Consider the following 16,489-nt stretch of genomic DNA (forward strand, 5'->3'; position numbering starts at 1 on the left):
TTGTCAAGCGTATCCCCTTTCCCCTCGCAGCGGCGTCACAAACCAGGGACTCCCAGGTGGGAAAAGCTCTCCCGGACATCCCCAAGTGCGTATATGTGGTTGGCCGTATTCGGACACACGGGGTGTGAGATAACCCTGGCCGGAAGTCCGTTCCGCGGGTTCTCCCGAGCGCTACTCCCTGCATATTCCGACAGAACGACACAGAACGCCTGGGGGCGGCTCGTCTGGTAGCAACCATAATCAGACGGAATCTCGTGTTCGCGGCACCGCCTGGACTACGCTGCGAAGGCGATGGCCCCTTACAACAACGCCCCCGAGTCAGGGACACGGAACGGTAGGCCCGCAGCAGGTCGCGGCGCGGGAGCCGGTGCTCTCGTCGGTAGCGGCCTGTTCGTCGGCCTCATCGCGCTGTGCGCCCTCGTCATCTCCTACAACGGCATCTTCCAGTTCGCCGAGTACGGCGGCCACGAGGGCAGCCCCCTCGCCCACGTGTTCCCGGTGACCTACACCCTGCTGCTGATGATGGCGTGCTGGGTGAGCTACCTGCTGCGCGGAGCGCCTCCGCGCGAGCGGCTCTGGGTCGACCTGGTGCTGATCCCGGTGCTGGTCCTGTTCGCCGCGGCGGCGATGCTGCTGAGCAGCCTGGAACTCGTCGAGCGGGTGCACCAGGGGGTCGCCAACGTGATCGTGGCGGTGGCGCCGCTCGCGGCGCTGCTCGTGGCCTTCCTGCTGTGGATGACCCTGCGCGCGCACATGCGCAGGCGCCGCACACGGATGGCGAGGCCGCGTCCGGCGGACGACCCCACGACGGTGCTGCACGCCCGCACCACGGTCCCCCCGCGCCGGGACACCGCTCCCCTGACCGCGTCGGAGGGCGGCACCCTCCAGGCGCGGCTGCTGCGCCTGGGCGCCGATGACCGGGACGAGGACGGCCGAAACGGCGCGGACCCGAGGACCGCCGGACCCCCGGAGGCCTCGGCAGGGTCCGAGGAGTTCGCCGGGCCCAACGCGCCCGGGGAACGGCTGGAGCGCGGGCGGGACCCGGAACCCGACACCTTCCGGAACCGGGACGAGCCCGGCCGGGACGGCTGGGACGACGAGGAGTTCGCCGCCGAGCCGCTGCCCGTGGCCGGGACCGAAGCACCGCGTTCAGGCTCCGGGGACGACCGGGACGGCTGGGACGACGGGGACGGGATCGAGGCGTCCGTGCCGACGGTGCGCCTGCCCCGGCGTTCGCGGGACGGGCACAACCCGATCAAGCGGGCCGCCGAGGAGGCGCCGGTGGTGCCCGGTGCGGCCACGCCCACTGACGTCGAACCGGAGCCGGAGCCGGAAGTGGAACCGGAGCCGGTCTCGGCGGTCCCCGACCACCTGGCCGACGAGGGCTTCGAGCACGAGCCGCCCTTCGGCGACCCGGTGTCGGACGAGGCCGACGCTCCGCCGGTGGCCGCAGAGCCGGTTGCGGAGCCCGAGCCACACGCGGAGCCCGAGCACCACGTACAGCCGGAGCCCGAACCCGAGAGCGGGACCGTCACGGCCTTCGAGCCGGAACCCGAACCGGTGGAGGAGCCCGTGGAACCCCGGCGGGAGCCCGCTCCCGTCGTGGCGCCCGAGCCGGTCACGGACTCGCGGAGCGCGCCGTCCGAGCCGGAGCCCGAGGTGAAGGCGGAGGACGGACGGGCCGGTTCCGTGCCGCAGTCCGCTCCCGTCCCGGCGTCGCGGAGCACGCCGGTGGAGCCGGACCCCGAGCCCGAGCCCGACGCTGAAGCCGAGCCCTCGGCGGAGCGCGCCCCGGACACCGCGCACTGGGAGCCGCCCGCGGACGACTCGGGCGCCCACGTCCTCGCGGACTACGTGCCGCCGGTGTGGACGCCGCCGGAGGACGACACCTCGCCGTTCGCGGAGGAGTCCCGGGAACCGGAGCCGACGCCCGTGCTGGACCACGACACCGGTCCCACCGTGCGGGCGGCGTTCCGGATCGGCGAGGCCTCCCCGGAGGCGGTGGCCCCCTCGAACGAACCCGTGGAGTCGGCGCCGAGGCTGGAGGAGGCCTGGGCCTGGTACGAGACCGACGAGGACCGGTTCCCGGAGGAGGACCCGCTCCAGGAGCCGGAACCGCTCGGGGAGCCCGAGCCCTCCACGGCCGACGCCGACCTCCCGCCCGAGGCGGAGGAGCTTCCGCCGACGGTCCGGGAGGAGGACGAGGACGAACCCGCCCCCTCCTCCCTGGAACCCCCGGCCGGGCCCGCGCTCGGTGCCGGGCGCCCCGCCCAGGAGCGGCGCGGACCCCTCACACCGGTGGAGAAGCGCCCCATGGTGCTCAAGCCGCCGCGTCCGCCGCTGCCGGACTTCACGTCGGGTCCGCCCTCGCGGCGCGTGCGCAGCGAACCGCTCCGCCCGGACGAGTAGGAACGGCGGGTAAGCGCGCCGAGCGGACACCGCTGACGGGCATGCGTCGGGGCTGTGCACAGGTTGTGCACAGCCCCGAAGTCGTTCTGGTGCCCCCTGGCCGCCGCGGCCCAGCCCGAAGGCAAGGGGCCTCCGGAGAGGAGGCGACGGTGCGCCCCGTCCCGACCGAACTGCTCGCCCTCCTCGACTCCCGGCAGGAGGCCGGGGCCATCGTGCTCGACCCCGTGCTCGACGTCATCGCCGTGAACCACCGGGCGCGGGACCCGTTCCGCGGGTTCGCCGACACCGCGAACCTGCTGGAGATGGCCGTGCTCGACCCCGAGGGACCGCGGTTCTTCGTGGAGTGGGAGGCGGCGGCGGAGGCCACCGTGGCGAGCCTGCGCGCCAGCGCCGACTTCAACCGCACACCGGCGAGGCTCACCGAACTCCTGGAGACGCTCCGCAGCGGCAGCCCCGCGTTCCCCGGGCTCTGGGCCAGGCACGACGTCCAGCCGAAGACCCACGAGACCAAACTGCTCCGCCACCCGGAGCGGGGCCCGCTGACGGTGGACTTCCACGCCTTCAACGTCGCCAGCGCCCCCGGTTACCAGCTGCTCGTCTACCAGGAGCGCGGACGCGCGTCGTGACGGGGCCGCCCGGGCCTCAGCCCGCTGTCACGCACAGGGCCGTGGCCACCGCCGCGATGCCCTCTCCGCGGCCGGTCAGACCCAGGCCGTCGGTCGTGGTCGCCGAGATGCTCACGGGCGCTCCCACGACCTCCGAGAGCGTCTTCTCGGCCTCTGCGCGGCGCGGCGCGAACTTGGGGCGGTTGCTGATGATCTGGACGGCCACGTTGCCGATCTCGAAACCGGCCGCGCGAACGCGCGCCGCGGTCTCGGTGAGCAGGGCCGCTCCGGAGGCGCCTTTCCAGCGCGGTTCCGAAGTGCCGAAGTTGGATCCCAGATCGCCGAGTCCGCAGGCGGACAACAGCGCGTCGCACGCGGCGTGGGCGGCGACATCGCCGTCGGAATGGCCGCTGACGCCGTCCTCTCCCGGCCATTCCAAACCGGCCAGGAAAAGGGTGCGCCCAGGAGAAAACGGGTGGACGTCCGTTCCGACGCCCACCCGAGGCATATTCGTCATCAATTACGTGATTTCAGAACCGGTTCAGGTGGTGAGAACCTCGTCGAGGAGGGCCTCGGCCTTGTCCTCGTTGGTCTTTTCCGCGAGGGCGAGTTCGCTGACGAGGATCTGCCGCGCCTTGGCGAGCATCCGCTTCTCACCGGCGGACAGGCCGCGCTCCTTGTCCCGGCGCCAGAGGTCCCGAACCACCTCGGCGACCTTGTTCACGTCACCCGAGGCCAGCTTCTCCAGGTTGGCCTTGTAGCGCCTGGACCAGTTGGTGGGCTCCTCGGTGTGCGGCGCGCGAAGCACCTCGAAGACCTTGTCCAGGCCCTCCTGCCCCACCACGTCGCGAACGCCGACGTCCTCGGCATTCGCGGCGGGCACGCGCACAGTCAGATCGCCCTTGTCGACCCTCAGAACGAGGTAGATTCTGTCCTCGCCCTTAATGTTGCGCGTCTCGATCGCTTCAATACGAGCAGCCCCATGATGGGGGTAGACAACAGTGTCGCCGACCTTGAAAGCCATGTGACAGGTACCCCTTCCGCTACCACAAGGATACCACGAATCTGTGACTTAACGTACCTATTAGGTTTGCGAACACGCAGGTCAAGCCCTACTTTTCAGGGCTTGACAAAGTGTACCCGAGGCCTGCTGCGCACCTGGTCAGGCCCTGTACGGAAGGGCTTGCGGACGCCGTGTCCGCCCCTTCACCGGGACTTGGTGAAGGCGTTACGGACACGCCCGGGAAGCCTTCCGGGAGGGGCCGGAGCGACGGATCTCACCGTGCCGAGTCGCCTGGCGCACGTCGCCCGCGGGGGCTCCCGACGACCCGCCGAAACTCCCCCGCACGCCCCGCCGGGACGGCCGCCGCACGACCCGTCTCCGGCCGCCGCACGACCCGTCCGGACCGGTCGGCCGCGCTCCGGCCCCGCGTTCCGGCGCGCCCCGGCCCCGTGCCCCCGGCCCGGCACCGCGCGCTCCGGCGCGGCACCGGGGCACCCGGGGTTTGGACGCCCTAGGGGGACGCGTCCGGGCGGCGGGGAAGCACGCCCGACCCGCGGGCGGCGCCCAACCCGGCCGGACCGGCGAGGGCACACCCGCGGTCCCCACCGCGGGGAGGCCCCGGCCGGGCTCAGCTCTCGGGGTCGTAGTCCTCGCGCTTCTCGCCCGTCACCATGTAGACGAGGTTGTCGGCGACGTGCACCGCGTGGTCACCGAAGCGTTCGTAGAACCGGCCGACCAGGGTGACGTCCATGGTGGCCTCCACCCCGTACTCCCACCCGGGGGCGAGGATGCGCTGCAGCAGCTTGCGCCGCAGCCGGTCCATCGTGTCGTCGTCCTTGTCCAGTTCCAGGGCGGTGTCGGGGTCGCGGTCCATGATGACCTCGCCCGCCTTGGTGACCAGCAGTTCCGCCTGGTGGCCCATCTCCAGCACGATCGAGCGCACCGGCTTGGGGATCGCCGAGTCGGGGTGGCGCCGCCGCGCGATCTTGGCCAGGTGGACGGCGTGGTCGCCCATCCGCTCCAGGTCGCCGCGCATGTACAGGGAGGTGATGATGGTGCGCAGGTCGGAGGCGACCGGCTGCTGCCGGGCCATCAGGCTGAACGCGGTGTCCTCGATCTCCTGGTCGAGCCGGTTGATCTGCTCGTCACCGGAGATGACCTCCTGCGCCGCGTTGATGTCACTGTCCAGCAGCGCCGTGGTCGCACGAGCGACGGCGTGCCGGGCGAGCCGTGTCATCTCGACGAGGCGTTCACTCAGGCTGTCAAGGTCGTCGTGGTAGGTATCGCGCATGGCGTCAATGCTCCCAGTGGTTGTTTGAAGAGTCGGCCAAGAATTGGTGAACGATGCAAGAACCTCGGTTGTGTCACATGCCCTGACCGGGTAAAGCCCCAGCCCGCACGTTTACGATCGAACCGTGCAAGGGGAACTTCTCGCCGCGGTGACCGGCATCATCGGACTCGTCACGGGCGTCGTCATCGGCGTCCTGGCCGGCCCTTTCTTCCGTACGGGTACCGCCGCACGGCAGCGGCAGGCTCCGGAGCCCGCGAACCGCGACGGCGGCGTGCTGCCCTCCGGCATAGCCGAGGTGCTCTCCGCGATCCCCTCCTCCGCCGTCGTGCTGGACTCCGCCGACAGGGTCCTGCGCGCCTCCTCCGCCGCACGCGCCTTCGGCATCGTGCGGGGCGAGGAACTGGTCATCGGCGAACTCCTCACCCTGGCCCGGCAGGTACGGCGGGACGGCGTCATCCGGGAGACGGACATCGAGGTGGCCGTGCGCAAGTTCGGCCCCGACGCCACGTCCTTCGCCGTGCGGGTGGCCCCCCTGGGAGGGACCGGGCTGGTGCTGGTGCTGGCCGAGGACCAGACCGAGCACCGGCGCCTGGAGGCGGTCCGCCGCGACTTCGTCGCGAACATCTCGCACGAGCTGAAGACCCCGGTGGGCGCTTTGTCCCTGTTGGCGGAAACCGTACAGGACGCCAGTGACGACCCGGAAGCGGTGCGTCGCTTCACCGAGCGCATGCAGATCGAGGCCTCGCGGCTGACCGCCGTGATCCAGGACCTCATCACGCTCTCGCGCATCCAGGGCGCCGAGCCGATGGCCGAACCCGCCCGGGTCGACCTCGGCCCCGTCGTGGAGGAGGCGCTGGACTCGGTGCGCATGCCCGCGGACGCCAAGGGGATCGAACTGGTCGGCAGCGGCGCCGAGGGCGTCGTGATCATGGGCGACGAGGGACTGCTGGGCACCGCCCTGCGCAACCTGGTCGCCAACGCCGTGTCCTACAGCCCCAAGAACACCCGGGTCGCCGTGTCCGTGGTGTTGTCCAGGTCCAGCGTGGACATCAGCGTCGCCGACCAGGGCATCGGGATCCCGCAGCAGGACCTGGAAAGGATCTTCGAGCGGTTCTACCGTGTGGACGCCGCTCGGAGCCGGGCCACCGGAGGTACCGGTCTGGGCCTGGCGATCGTCAAGCACATCATGACCCACCACCGTGGAGAAGTGACCGTGTGGAGCAAGGAGGGGTCGGGGTCGACGTTCACTCTGCGTCTGCCCCGTTCCGAGAGCCGGGGGCCCGAGGCCGCCCGGAACACCGACCGTCAGGAGGCGGCACAGTGACGCGCGTACTCGTTGTCGAGGACGAGGAATCCTACAGCGACGCCCTGTCGTACATGCTGCGCAAGGAGGGCTTCGAGGTCGCCGTGGCGCCCACCGGGACCGTGGCGCTGGAGACCTTCGACCGTACCGGGGCCGACCTGGTGCTGCTGGACCTGATGCTGCCGGGGCTGTCGGGCACCGAGGTGTGCCGGACGCTGCGGCAGAAGTCCAACGTCCCCGTGATCATGCTCACCGCCAAGGACTCCGAGATCGACAAGGTCGTCGGTCTGGAACTGGGCGCCGACGACTACGTGACCAAGCCCTTCTCCTCGCGCGAGCTCGTGGCCCGCATCCGCGCGGTGCTGCGCCGCCGGGGCGAGGACGAGGTCGTGCTGCCCGCCGCCCTGGAGGCCGGTCCCGTCCGGATGGACGTGGAGCGGCACGTGGTGACGGTGCGCGGCGACAACGTGCAGCTCCCCCTCAAGGAGTTCGAGCTGCTGGAGGTGCTCCTGCGCAACGCCGGGCGGGTGCTCACCAGGATGCAGCTCATCGACCGCGTGTGGGGCGCCGACTACGTCGGTGACACCAAGACCCTCGACGTGCACGTCAAGAGGCTGCGCGCCAAGATCGAGGAGGACCCGGGCAGCCCGCGCTACATCGTGACCGTCCGCGGTCTGGGCTACAAGTTCGAGCCGGTCACCGTCGACGTCTGAGGGGCACGGGATCTCTCCGGGGATTCCCTGCGCCGCATCCCGTGTCCCGGGCCGTGGCCGCGTCCACAGCCCGGGCCCCGTCATGCCTCCAGGACGACCGTGAACGGGCCCTCGTTGGTGAGGGAGACCGACATCTTCGCGCCGAACACCCCCGTGGCCACCACGGCGCCGAGCGAGCGCAGCTCCTCTACGACCGCGTCCACGAGGGGTTCGGCGACGGGGCCGGGCGCCGCGGCCTGCCAGGTGGGGCGGCGGCCCTTGCGCGCGTCGCCGTAGAGCGTGAACTGGCTGACCACGAGCAGCGGCGCGCCGGTGTCGGAGCACGACCGCTCGTCCTCCAGGATCCGCAGCGTCCACAGCTTCCCGGCGATCCTGACCGCCTCGGCGGCGGTGTCGGTGTGGGTGACCCCCACCAGCGCCATCAGGCCGGGTTCGGTGATCTGCCCGACCACCTCGCCGTCCACCGTCACCGACGCGTGCGACACGCGCTGCACGACCGCGCGCATGGTGCCTCCCCCTCGTGGTCTGCGGCGTCCTAGCGCCGCTGGAACTGGTTGAGCGCCCGCAGCCGCCGGGCGTTGGTGATGATGCCGGTCAGTGTCACCACGAACGTGGTGATGGAGTCCGCGAAGTCCTCGATCCGCCACTCCCTGGGCCCCGTGTACCAGGCCAGGCCGTCACCGGTCAGCTCCTCGGGGGTCAGGTCGGTGAGCGCCGCCGAGGCCAGGATGTTGGCCCAGTGGTCGACGTCGTCGAAGATCACCGCGTAGGGCAGGTAGCGCGAGTACAGCTCCACCCGCTGCCCCGGGGGCGCGGTCGCCGAGCGCGGGCTCAGCAGGTAGTCGCGGAAGCCCACCGTGTGCGCGTACACCGAGCTGCCCAGGGCGGTCTTGGCGGGCATGTACTGCGCGCCCGCCGTGACGGCGGCGCCCGCGATGATGACGGCCAGCCCGGTGAACGCCGCGCTGGTGAAGACCGCCAGGGTTCCGGTCAGGAGCACGCCCGCGGCCGTCACCGCCATGCCGACGGCGCTCCAGCGGCTGCGCACCTGGCTGGGCGAGCGGGCGAACCACTTCAGCCGCACCATGTCGCGGTACAGCTCCTCGCGGACGCGGTCGATGCGCGCCGGGAAGTCGGCGGAGGTGCGGGGCGAGCCGACCTGGGACAGGCGCACGGTCGGGCGCCCGCCGAAGAGCGCGTCCAGCAGCAGCCACTCGTAGGAGCGGAGGGTGTCCTCCGGGGGGCCGTCCAGCCGCACCAGCCGCCAGTCCACGGACGTGAAGTGCTCGTGCGGCAGCTCCTCCAGGCGCACGTAGCCGCGCACGGCCAGGTCGACCACGGCGCCGGTGAGGTCGGTGATGTCCACGGTCTCGTTGACGAGCGTGCCGATCTGGCCGGGGTGCACGTCGTCGGGCGGGGCGAACCGCAGGCGCCCGTGCTCGCCCTCGGCCACCGGGGCGTGGTCCCCGGCCGAGGCCTCGTCGCGCAGGGCGCGCTCGTCGCGGCCCCGGACGCGGATCAGCACCACGAGGCCGCCCAGGAGCACCGCCAGCAGCAGTCCGAACACGCTGGCGGTGGCCGGGGTGACCGCGAACGCCGAGGCCAGCGACCAGCGGCGGGTGAGGATGGGCTCTCCCTCGGCGGCGCCGGGCGGGTAGTTGACGACGATGTCGAGCCGGTCGCTGGGCTCCATGTCGGCTTGGAGGAAGTGGGCCACGCCCGCGTCGGCGCCCATGTCGGAGGCCGTGCAGTACATGGCGCTGCGCGGCTCCCCGGCCAGGCAGGACAGCGCCTCGGGCGGCAGGGGCGCGGTGACGGTCACGTCGGTGGCCTCCACGGTGTGGCTGTAGGCGCCGACGGCTCGCCACTCCAGCTGGACGCCCTGGGAGACCTCGCTCACGGTTCCGCTCACCCGGTAGGAGAGCACGACCCCGGAGGTGGCCTCGGTGGGGATCTCCACGGACAGGGAGCCGTCGTCCCTGCTCACCCGGGCGTCCAGGGTCTCGCCGTCCAGGTCGGTGGCCCGCACGCCGGTGACCTCGAACTTCCGGTCGTGCTCGGTGTCGTAGAGCATCGTCTCGGTCAGGGATCGGGTGAAGGTGGCCGGGGCGCCGCCGGAGAAGGAGATGGTCTCCTCGCCGTGGAGGACGCCCGCGCCGTCGAGTTCGAGGCGGACGTCGTTGGTGATGACCGGGGCGGACCGGTCGCTGGCGGGCGTCACGGAGCCCCCCGGTACTGTGGGAGCCGGTGCCGCTGGCGTCGCGGCGTGGGCCTCCCCACCCGGCCACGCGACGACAAGCGCCGTGACCAGTGAGGACAACACGAAGACGGCCGTCGCGACCGCGACGGCCGGGCGCCAGGAGCCAACCCACCACATGTCGCGAGAGCCTATCCGGTCCCCCGGTGCACCGTTCCCCCCGGGCACGGCGGCCGGCGTCGTGCCCCGGTGCCGCGGGGAGCTGCCGTGGTGAGCCGAAGACCGGTTCGGGGACCGGACTTCTGGCCCGAGGACTCCGGGCTCCTCCAGCGGATGGGCCTGGGGGTCACGCTCACGCTGGGCACCGGGGCGGCGGCGGTGGGGTTCACCGGTTTCCTGGCGATCTCGGCCGCCCTGCACCCCTCCGAGCCCGCGTGGTCGCACCCGGTGGCGTCAGCGGACCTGGCGCCGGGCGGGTCGGGCGGGGCGTCGGCGGCCGAGGAGCCGCTGACCGCCCCGGGCCGGGGCGACCCGCTCACCGACAACCCGCTGTACCGGATCGGCGAGCTGGGCGAGATCACCTGCGAGGTGCCCGAGCTGGACGAGAAGGACGCGGAGTCGGTGGAGGCGTTCGTCCACGAGATCGCCGACTGCCTGGACACGGCGTGGGGCTCCTACTTCGCCGAGGCGGGGCTGGAGTTCAGCTCCCCCAACCGCGTGTACTGGCACACCGCCGGGAACAGCCCGTGCGGCGCGTTCCCCAGCGAGGGCACGGCGGCCTTCTACTGCCAGGCCAACCAGGGCCTGTACCTGGGTGTGGAGGACATCGTGGCGGCCTCCGGCGGCAGCGACAAGCCCGAGGCGTACACGTTCCTGCTCAGCCACGAGTACGGGCACCACGTGCAGGGGCAGTCGCGCATCCTGGCGCGGTTCCACAGCGAGCGGGCGGGCGCCGACGAGGCGGAGGCGGACGAGCTGACCCGGCGCAACGAGCTCCAGGCCAACTGCCTGGGCGGGGTCTTCCTGGGCGCCTCGCGCGAGGATCTGGGCCTCGGCGGGTCCGAGCGGGAGAATATCCTCGACGACGTCGGTCTGCGCTCCGACTGGGGCGACGAGCACACCCACGGTTCGGCCGCCAACGGCCGCCTGTGGACCGCGCACGGCATGGACCGCAGGGATCCGGCCGCGTGCAACACGTGGAACGCTCCCGAGGATCTGGTGCGGTGATGCGCTCCGGGGGGCACGGTCAGGTGTCGGGCGTGTCCGGCCCGGCCACGGTGACGACAGGGCGGGCGGACAGGGGTGTACGCAGGGTTCGGTAGGTCGCCGGCGTCCGCGGCTCGCCGCGCCGACCGCCGGGTGTTCGGTCTGGTGACCGCCCTCATGGTGGTGCTGCTGGCGCTGGCGCTGTTGTCGTGGACCACCGCCGACGAGGACGGCCCCCCGCCCGGGGCCGCGCCGGACGCGGCCGTCCCGGAGGCGGGCGCCGACTCCGACGACAAGCCCGGTCAGGCCCCCTCCGGCATGGCGGGCGGGCAGGGGCTGCCGGAGCGGTTCGGCGCCCAGGAGCGCCCGTCGGGGTACCAGGCGCTGGTCGCCAACCCGCTGTACGAGACGGGGCGGCTGAGCCCGCGCCCGTGCCCGGTGCCGGAGCTGGACGTGGAGGACCCCGAGTCGATGGAGGGGTTCCTGCACACGGTCGCGGACTGCCTGGACGACGCCTGGCGGACCCAGTTCCTGCGCGCGGGCATCCCCTTCACCCCTCCGGAGCGGGTGTTCTGGGACGAGCCCGGGATCAGCCCGTGCCGCGCCTACCCCTCCCGCGCGGGTGCGTTCTACTGCCGGGCGAGCACGGGCATCTACATCGGCACCGCGGACGTGGTGGACAAGTGGAACGGCGCCACGGACAGCGTGGTGTACGCGTCCCTGCTGGCCCACGAGTACGGCCACCACGTGCAGGGGGAGTCGGGGCTGCTGGAGTACTACCACGGGCAGCGCCAACTGGAGGACGGCGTGCTGGAGCGCAACGCGTGGACGCGCCGCGGCGAGCTCCAGGCGAACTGCCTGGCGGGCGTGTTCATGGGGTCGGTCCGGGTGAGCTACCCCCTGGACGAGGGGGACGTGGAGACGCTGCTGGACGACGCCGCCGCCACCGCCGACCGCGAGGACGGCGAGGAGGAGGAGCGCACGCACGGGTCGGTGGACAACAGCGTGGCGTGGACCCGGACCGGCCTGGAGGAGCAGCGGCCGGGGGCGTGCAACACCTGGGACGTGGCGGACGAGTCGCTGGTGCGCTGAGGAAGTTGCGCCCCGACGGCCGCATGAGGACGTACGCGCCGCATGGGACGCAGGCGCCGCACGGTGGTGGGGCCGTGGACGGCGCCCTCCCAGTCCGGACGGATGCGACGGCCGGGCCACCGGAGCGCCGGGACGCGTGTTCCGCGCCCGGACGGCCGACCGTGCGTGCGCGTCCGGCCTCGCCGCGGCACCCGTGGGCGCCGCGGCGGAGCCCCGGGACGCGACCCGGCCGGGCCTACCTGGACTCGACCCGTCCGAGCGGGTCGGGGCCGCCCGTCAGCGCGTCGCACGCCGCCTGCCATGCGGGGTCCCCGGGGTGGAACCGGTCGCGGAGGTAGGCCCAGGTGAGCCGCTGGACCGCGGACACCCGCTCGGGGCTCTCGTCCGTGGTCTCGGCGACGTCGTAACCGGAGACCCCGCCGAGCCCGTGCTCCGCGCCGAACAGCGTGAGCAGGGTCTTGGGGCCGGGGGCGAGGCGGTAGGGGTCGACGTGCCACTCCGGGCCGCGGACCGTCAGGTGGGCGGAGTCGTCCGCGTCCCCGGCGACCACGAGCGCGGGCGTCGTCATCGTGGAGAAGTCCGTGGTCGAGAGGAAGGGGTAGGCGCGGGCCGTGGACTCGTTGAGGGAGTCACCGCCCGCGCCGGGCGCGGCGAGCAGCACGCCCGCCGTGATCCGGGGCTCGGACAGGTCCACGACTTTCCCGTCGTGCGGGTCGGTGAGCCGGGCGCCGAGCAGCAGGCTCACGGTGTGCCCGCCCATCGAGTGCCCCGCCACGGCCACCCTGCTCCGGTCCAGGCGTCCGGAGAGCCCGGGTACGGCGGCCTCGATCTCGTCGAGCCGGTCCAGGACGCGCGTCATGTCCTCGGCCCGCGACCGCCAGTACAGCGGCGCCTCGGGGGTGTCGGGGTCCAGGTCCAGCGTCCTCGAACTCAGGTGGGTCGGCTGGATCACGGCGAATCCGTGGGCCGCCCAGAAGTTCGCCAGGGGCGCGTAGCCGTTCAGCGAGGACAGGTGGTGGGAGGGGCCGTGGCCGTGTGAGAGGAGGACGATCGGCAGTCCGCCCCCGGTCGCGGGCACGGAGACCCGCACCTGCAGGTCCACGGCGCGGTCGGGTGCGGGCAGCACGACCGGGCTGACCGAGAGGACGGGGGCGGCGGGGCCGACGGAGTCGGGCGTGCGCGTCGGTGCGCTCATGGTGCGTTTTCCCTTCGGTGGCCTGCGCCGAGGTCCCCTCGGACCGGCGGCGGGCAGGGCGGACGGAAGTGTCCCGTCGCAGCTAGACTGCAAGCGGAGCGCTGTTCCTCTTAATATACGGAGCAGTGTTCCGTTTTGCAACGGACGCCGGAGGGAGAACGTGTATGCCCAGCACAGGAGGGTCGGAGGAGGTGCCGGCCCGCGGCAGGCGGGCCGACGCGGTGCGCAACCAGCAGAAGCTGCTCACCGCCGCCGCCGCGGTGTTCGTCACCTCCGGCGTCGACGCGCCGATCCGGGAGATCGCGGCCCGGGCGGGCGTCGGGATGGGGACGATCTACCGCCACTTCCCCACCCGGGCGGACCTGGTCGTCGCCGTCTACCGCCACCAGGTCGAGGCCTGCGCCGAGGCCGGTCCGCGGCTGATGGCCGAGTCCGGGTCCCCGTTCGCCGCACTCCGCGCGTGGGTGGACCTGTTCGTCGACTTCCTGGTCACCAAGCACGGGCTGGCCGCTGCGATGCGGTCGGACAGCGGCGGCTTCGAGGCCCTGCACGCCTACTTCCTCGACCGTCTGGTGCCCGTCTGCACGACCCTGCTCGACGCCGCGGTCGAGGCCGGGGAGATCGAACCCGGCACGCGGGCCTACGAGCTGATGCGCGGCATCGGCAACCTCTGCGTGGGCGGCGAGGACCCCCGCTACGACCCGCGCCGACTGGTCGAACTGCTCCTGCTGGGGCTGCGGCGGCCGCAACCCTCCTGACGTCGGCGGACAGCGCGTGCTGGCACCCGTGGGCGCCGCGCCCCGTACGCGGCACCTCCCCGCGGGCGGGTCCTCCACGCACCGGGCCCCCTCCCCGGTTACCGCCTCTCTCCGTACGGGCGCTCCCCCGTACCCGGAAGGGCCGCGGGCGGAGTCCCCCGGCGTTGTCCACAGGTTCGAAGTACCGCTGTCGCCCGGATACGGAGCGTGGCAGGATGCTTCGTATGTCGGACCTCGCCGAACCCCTCAGCCCCTACGAGCCCGAACCGACCTCCCCCGAGCCCTCCCCTGACGACGCCTCTCCGCCGCCCGTCCCGACCGGCCCGGGCTCCCCCGCGTGCGAGCGGGTCGAGCTGCGCGTACACGGCGTCAGCGGCGGCCAGGCCGAGGAACTACTGGACGTCGAACCCGCCATGCGCGTGGGCGGCGACCGACTGGCGGGGTTCTTCCGCTGGCGCCGCGAGTCCGACACCGAGACCCTCCCGAACGTGCGCCGGGAGATCTTCGCCTGGGGCAACCTCACCTCCGGGCGCTCCTCCCGGGCGTTCTGGCTTCTGCTGCTGCCGTTCATGCTCGTCAACGTGGCGTACTGGATGCGGCCCGGACGGATGGACCGCGCCCCCACGGGGACGCGGCTGCTGGCCAACAACGCCTACGGCGGGAGCGTGCGGCTGCTGGCGCTGTCCCTGACGGTGCTCATCACCCTGGCCGCGGCGGGGATCGGCATGGACCTGGTGGCCTGGCAGTGCGCCTCCGGCCAGGGCGAGGAGTGCGTGCGGGCCCGCCCCTGGCTGGCCTTCCTCGGCTCGCCCTCCTCCGTGCTGTCCGCGCCGGGCCCGGCCCTGCTGGTGGGCACGGTCCTGCCGGTGGCGCTGATCGTGGTGCTGTGGCTGCTGTCGCGGCGCACGGCCGCCGACTACGAGGTCGTGGAGAGCCCGATACCGCCCCGCCCCAGCGCGGCCGCCCCGCTGAGCCAGGAGGGCTTCTGGCGCAACAGCGAGACCATGGCCCGGCTGCGCTCGGCGCACATCTCGGCGGCCCTGGGCACGGTGACCGCGCTGCTCGTCGTACCGGCGCTGCGGCACGACCTGGACCCGGCGGCGGCGGGGCCGCCGGACGGGGCGGGGCCGTGGATCGTCGGCGCCCTCCTGGCGGCCCTGCTGGCGGCGGTGGTCACCCTGAGCACCCTGAGCGTGCTGGTCCCGGGCACCGACCCGCGCTGGAACGCCCGGGCCGACCGGATCTGCCGCCTGCTGCGCGACGCCACCCTGGTCCTGGGGCTGGCGGTGGCCGCGTACGTGCTCTGGCCCCGCCCGGAGTGGACGGCGTCGGGGCGACTGCCCGGCAACGGGGCGATCCTCAACACGCTGTTCGCGGTCCAGGCTGCCCTGGTGCTGGTGATGCTGGCGGCGGCGCTGTTCCTGTTCGCCTCCGACCGCTCCCACGGCGGCGCGGCGATGCGCGGCCTCGCGGGTCCGGCCACGGCGGCCCTGGGCGCCCTGCTCGGCGGCGGCTTCTCGGCCGCCCTCGTCTACCAGGGGTCGCTGGCGCTGAGCGGCTGCGGCACCCTGGCCACCCCCGAGGTGGACTGTCTGCCGCTGTCGGTACCGGCCGCCTACTCCTGGCTCCAGCTGGCGTTCGCGCTGGAGGCGGCCATCGCGCTGGCCGTGGTGGGGGTGCTCGCGCTGCGGCTGCGCCGCGACACCCGGTCGCACCTGGCCGGGGTCACCGAGGACTACGCGCGCAGCGTGCGCGACCGCCGTACCTGGGACATCGCCCACGCGCGGGCGGCGGGCCGGATGACTGAGGTGCTGCCGTGGGTGCTGGCGGCCTTCCTGCTCCCGGTGGTGGCGCTGGGCGTGCTCGTGCTCTCCTCCACGCTCTCGGGGCACCTGGCGGCGGGTCCGGCCTCGGTGACGACGGCCGTGTCGGACGCGGCCGCCGTGCCCGGCGATGTGCGGGGGTTCGCCCAGGGGACGGTGTCGGGGCTGATCGGCGTCGGCTCCCTGCTGGGCGGCGCCGCCCTGGTGGCTCTGGCGTGGATCGGGCGCAGCGCCTACCGCGACCGGCCCACGCGGCAGGCGGTCGGCTCGGTGTGGGACGTGGGCACGTTCTGGCCCCGGGCGGCCCACCCCCTGGCGCCGCCCTCCTACGCGGAGCGGGCCGTGCCCCAGCTGTGCGCCCGGGTGGCCCTGCTGTGCCGGGAGGGAACGGACGTGGTGCTCTCGGGGCACTCACAGGGCTCGGTGCTGGCGGCGGCCACGGTCTGGCAGCTGCCCACCGACTGCCTGGGCCGGATCGCGCTCATCACGCACGGCTCACCGCTGGACCGCCTGTACGCCCGCTACTTCCCGGCCTACTTCGGGCCGGGCCAGTTCGCGGACCTGCGGGAGCGGGTGACGGACTGGCGCAACCTGTGGCGGGTCACCGACGCGATCGCCGGGCCGGTGCGCACGCTCGACTCCTCCGGCGGTTTCGGGACCGTACGCGTGGTGGAGCGGGCCGAGCCCCTGCCGGACCCGCGTTCCTACGACGCGCTGCCCGGCGAGGCCAGACGCCCGGAGATCCTGGGCCACTCCTACTACACGGGCGACCCCGCCTACTCCGCGGAGCTGCGGCGCGTGCTGGACGCCATGGAGGCGCAGGCACGGCGTGAGGCCTCAGCCGGAGGCACGGGGCGCGAGGCCCCGGCCGGGAAGGCGGAATGAGACCGGGCA

14 protein-coding genes are annotated in these 16,489 nt (G+C 73.0%); 8 read left to right on the top strand and 6 right to left on the bottom strand.

Going from position 1 to position 16,489, the window contains the following annotated elements; genetic code table 11:
- The first annotated feature begins 291 nt into the window (after window positions 1–291).
- Both PV789_RS26615 and PV789_RS26620 read left to right on the top strand, forming a co-directional pair.
- The gene (locus PV789_RS26615; RefSeq protein WP_274975082.1) at window positions 292–2,409 is read left to right on the top strand and encodes a DUF2637 domain-containing protein; all 2,118 of its coding nucleotides are present in this window, start codon (window positions 292–294) and stop codon (window positions 2,407–2,409) included.
- Window positions 2,410–2,558: 149 nt separating this feature from the next.
- Window positions 2,559–3,035 carry an MmyB family transcriptional regulator gene (locus PV789_RS26620; RefSeq protein ID WP_274975083.1) on the top strand — a complete coding sequence of 159 codons (477 nt, stop codon included), beginning with the start codon at window positions 2,559–2,561 and terminating at the stop codon, window positions 3,033–3,035.
- A 16-nt stretch (window positions 3,036–3,051) separates the two neighbouring features.
- Here PV789_RS26620 and ispF read toward each other — a convergent pair whose 3' ends face one another.
- The 3 genes from ispF to phoU all read right to left on the bottom strand — a co-directional run bounded on the left by ispF (window position 3,052) and on the right by phoU (window position 5,308).
- Entirely contained in the window at window positions 3,052–3,522 is a 471-nt protein-coding gene (gene ispF, locus PV789_RS26625; protein ID WP_274978261.1) for a 2-C-methyl-D-erythritol 2,4-cyclodiphosphate synthase, read from the bottom strand.
- 33 nt (window positions 3,523–3,555) lie between these two features.
- On the bottom strand, window positions 3,556–4,038 hold the full coding sequence (locus tag PV789_RS26630; RefSeq protein ID WP_013155315.1) for a CarD family transcriptional regulator: 483 nt from the start codon (window positions 4,036–4,038) through the stop codon (window positions 3,556–3,558).
- A 607-nt stretch (window positions 4,039–4,645) separates the two neighbouring features.
- A complete protein-coding gene (gene phoU, locus PV789_RS26635; protein WP_047868396.1) occupies window positions 4,646–5,308 on the bottom strand; it encodes a phosphate signaling complex protein PhoU in 663 nt (220 codons plus the stop codon).
- Window positions 5,309–5,432: 124 nt separating this feature from the next.
- On the opposite strand from phoU, the gene PV789_RS26640 reads away from it, so the two are divergent.
- Both PV789_RS26640 and PV789_RS26645 read left to right on the top strand, forming a co-directional pair.
- Window positions 5,433–6,632: a sensor histidine kinase gene (locus PV789_RS26640; protein ID WP_248772330.1), complete on the top strand. Its 1,200-nt coding sequence runs from the start codon at window positions 5,433–5,435 to the stop codon at window positions 6,630–6,632.
- Window positions 6,629–7,324 (top strand): response regulator, encoded by a 696-nt coding sequence (locus PV789_RS26645; RefSeq protein ID WP_013155318.1) that lies wholly within the window; start codon window positions 6,629–6,631, stop codon window positions 7,322–7,324. Before PV789_RS26640 ends, PV789_RS26645 begins: the two co-directional genes overlap by 4 nt.
- A gap of 80 nt (window positions 7,325–7,404) precedes the next feature.
- Here PV789_RS26645 and dtd read toward each other — a convergent pair whose 3' ends face one another.
- Both dtd and PV789_RS26655 read right to left on the bottom strand, forming a co-directional pair.
- Window positions 7,405–7,830 carry a D-aminoacyl-tRNA deacylase gene (dtd, locus tag PV789_RS26650; RefSeq protein WP_274975084.1) on the bottom strand — a complete coding sequence of 142 codons (426 nt, stop codon included), beginning with the start codon at window positions 7,828–7,830 and terminating at the stop codon, window positions 7,405–7,407.
- A gap of 29 nt (window positions 7,831–7,859) precedes the next feature.
- Complete coding sequence (locus tag PV789_RS26655; RefSeq protein WP_274975085.1) at window positions 7,860–9,701, bottom strand: DUF2207 domain-containing protein; 1,842 nt, start codon at window positions 9,699–9,701, stop codon at window positions 7,860–7,862.
- Between the two features lie 87 nt (window positions 9,702–9,788).
- Here PV789_RS26655 and PV789_RS26660 point away from each other — a divergent pair, with 87 nt between their 5' ends.
- A complete protein-coding gene (locus PV789_RS26660; protein ID WP_475466571.1) occupies window positions 9,789–10,748 on the top strand; it encodes a neutral zinc metallopeptidase in 960 nt (319 codons plus the stop codon).
- 75 nt (window positions 10,749–10,823) lie between these two features.
- The gene (locus PV789_RS26665) at window positions 10,824–11,819 is read left to right on the top strand and encodes a neutral zinc metallopeptidase (RefSeq protein WP_274975086.1); all 996 of its coding nucleotides are present in this window, start codon (window positions 10,824–10,826) and stop codon (window positions 11,817–11,819) included.
- 235 nt (window positions 11,820–12,054) lie between these two features.
- On the opposite strand, the gene PV789_RS26670 is transcribed toward PV789_RS26665, so the two are convergent.
- Window positions 12,055–13,014: an alpha/beta hydrolase family protein gene (locus PV789_RS26670; RefSeq protein WP_274975087.1), complete on the bottom strand. Its 960-nt coding sequence runs from the start codon at window positions 13,012–13,014 to the stop codon at window positions 12,055–12,057.
- A gap of 164 nt (window positions 13,015–13,178) precedes the next feature.
- On the opposite strand from PV789_RS26670, the gene PV789_RS26675 reads away from it, so the two are divergent.
- Both PV789_RS26675 and PV789_RS26680 read left to right on the top strand, forming a co-directional pair.
- Window positions 13,179–13,772, top strand: coding sequence for a TetR/AcrR family transcriptional regulator (locus PV789_RS26675; RefSeq protein WP_274975088.1), 594 nt, complete (start codon window positions 13,179–13,181; stop codon window positions 13,770–13,772).
- Between the two features lie 224 nt (window positions 13,773–13,996).
- Entirely contained in the window at window positions 13,997–16,480 is a 2,484-nt protein-coding gene (locus PV789_RS26680) for a hypothetical protein (RefSeq protein WP_274975089.1), read from the top strand.
- Window positions 16,481–16,489: the final 9 nt, after the last annotated feature.

Source organism: Nocardiopsis camelliae, assembly GCF_028993595.1.
Taxonomy (GTDB): domain Bacteria; phylum Actinomycetota; class Actinomycetes; order Streptosporangiales; family Streptosporangiaceae; genus Nocardiopsis; species Nocardiopsis dassonvillei.

Excerpts from the sequence above, each read along its gene's own strand:
- PV789_RS26615 (WP_274975082.1), top strand. The coding sequence starts at position 292 with ATGGCCCCTTACAACAACGCCCCCGAGTCAGGGACACGGAACGGTAGG.
- ispF (WP_274978261.1), bottom strand. The coding sequence starts at position 3,522 with ATGCCTCGGGTGGGCGTCGGAACGGACGTCCACCCGTTTTCTCCTGGG.
- PV789_RS26630 (WP_013155315.1), bottom strand. The coding sequence starts at position 4,038 with ATGGCTTTCAAGGTCGGCGACACTGTTGTCTACCCCCATCATGGGGCT.
- phoU (WP_047868396.1), bottom strand. The coding sequence starts at position 5,308 with ATGCGCGATACCTACCACGACGACCTTGACAGCCTGAGTGAACGCCTC.
- dtd (WP_274975084.1), bottom strand. The coding sequence starts at position 7,830 with ATGCGCGCGGTCGTGCAGCGCGTGTCGCACGCGTCGGTGACGGTGGAC.
- PV789_RS26655 (WP_274975085.1), bottom strand. The coding sequence starts at position 9,701 with ATGTGGTGGGTTGGCTCCTGGCGCCCGGCCGTCGCGGTCGCGACGGCC.
- PV789_RS26670 (WP_274975087.1), bottom strand. The coding sequence starts at position 13,014 with ATGAGCGCACCGACGCGCACGCCCGACTCCGTCGGCCCCGCCGCCCCC.
- PV789_RS26675 (WP_274975088.1), top strand. The coding sequence starts at position 13,179 with ATGCCCAGCACAGGAGGGTCGGAGGAGGTGCCGGCCCGCGGCAGGCGG.
- PV789_RS26680 (WP_274975089.1), top strand. The coding sequence starts at position 13,997 with ATGTCGGACCTCGCCGAACCCCTCAGCCCCTACGAGCCCGAACCGACC.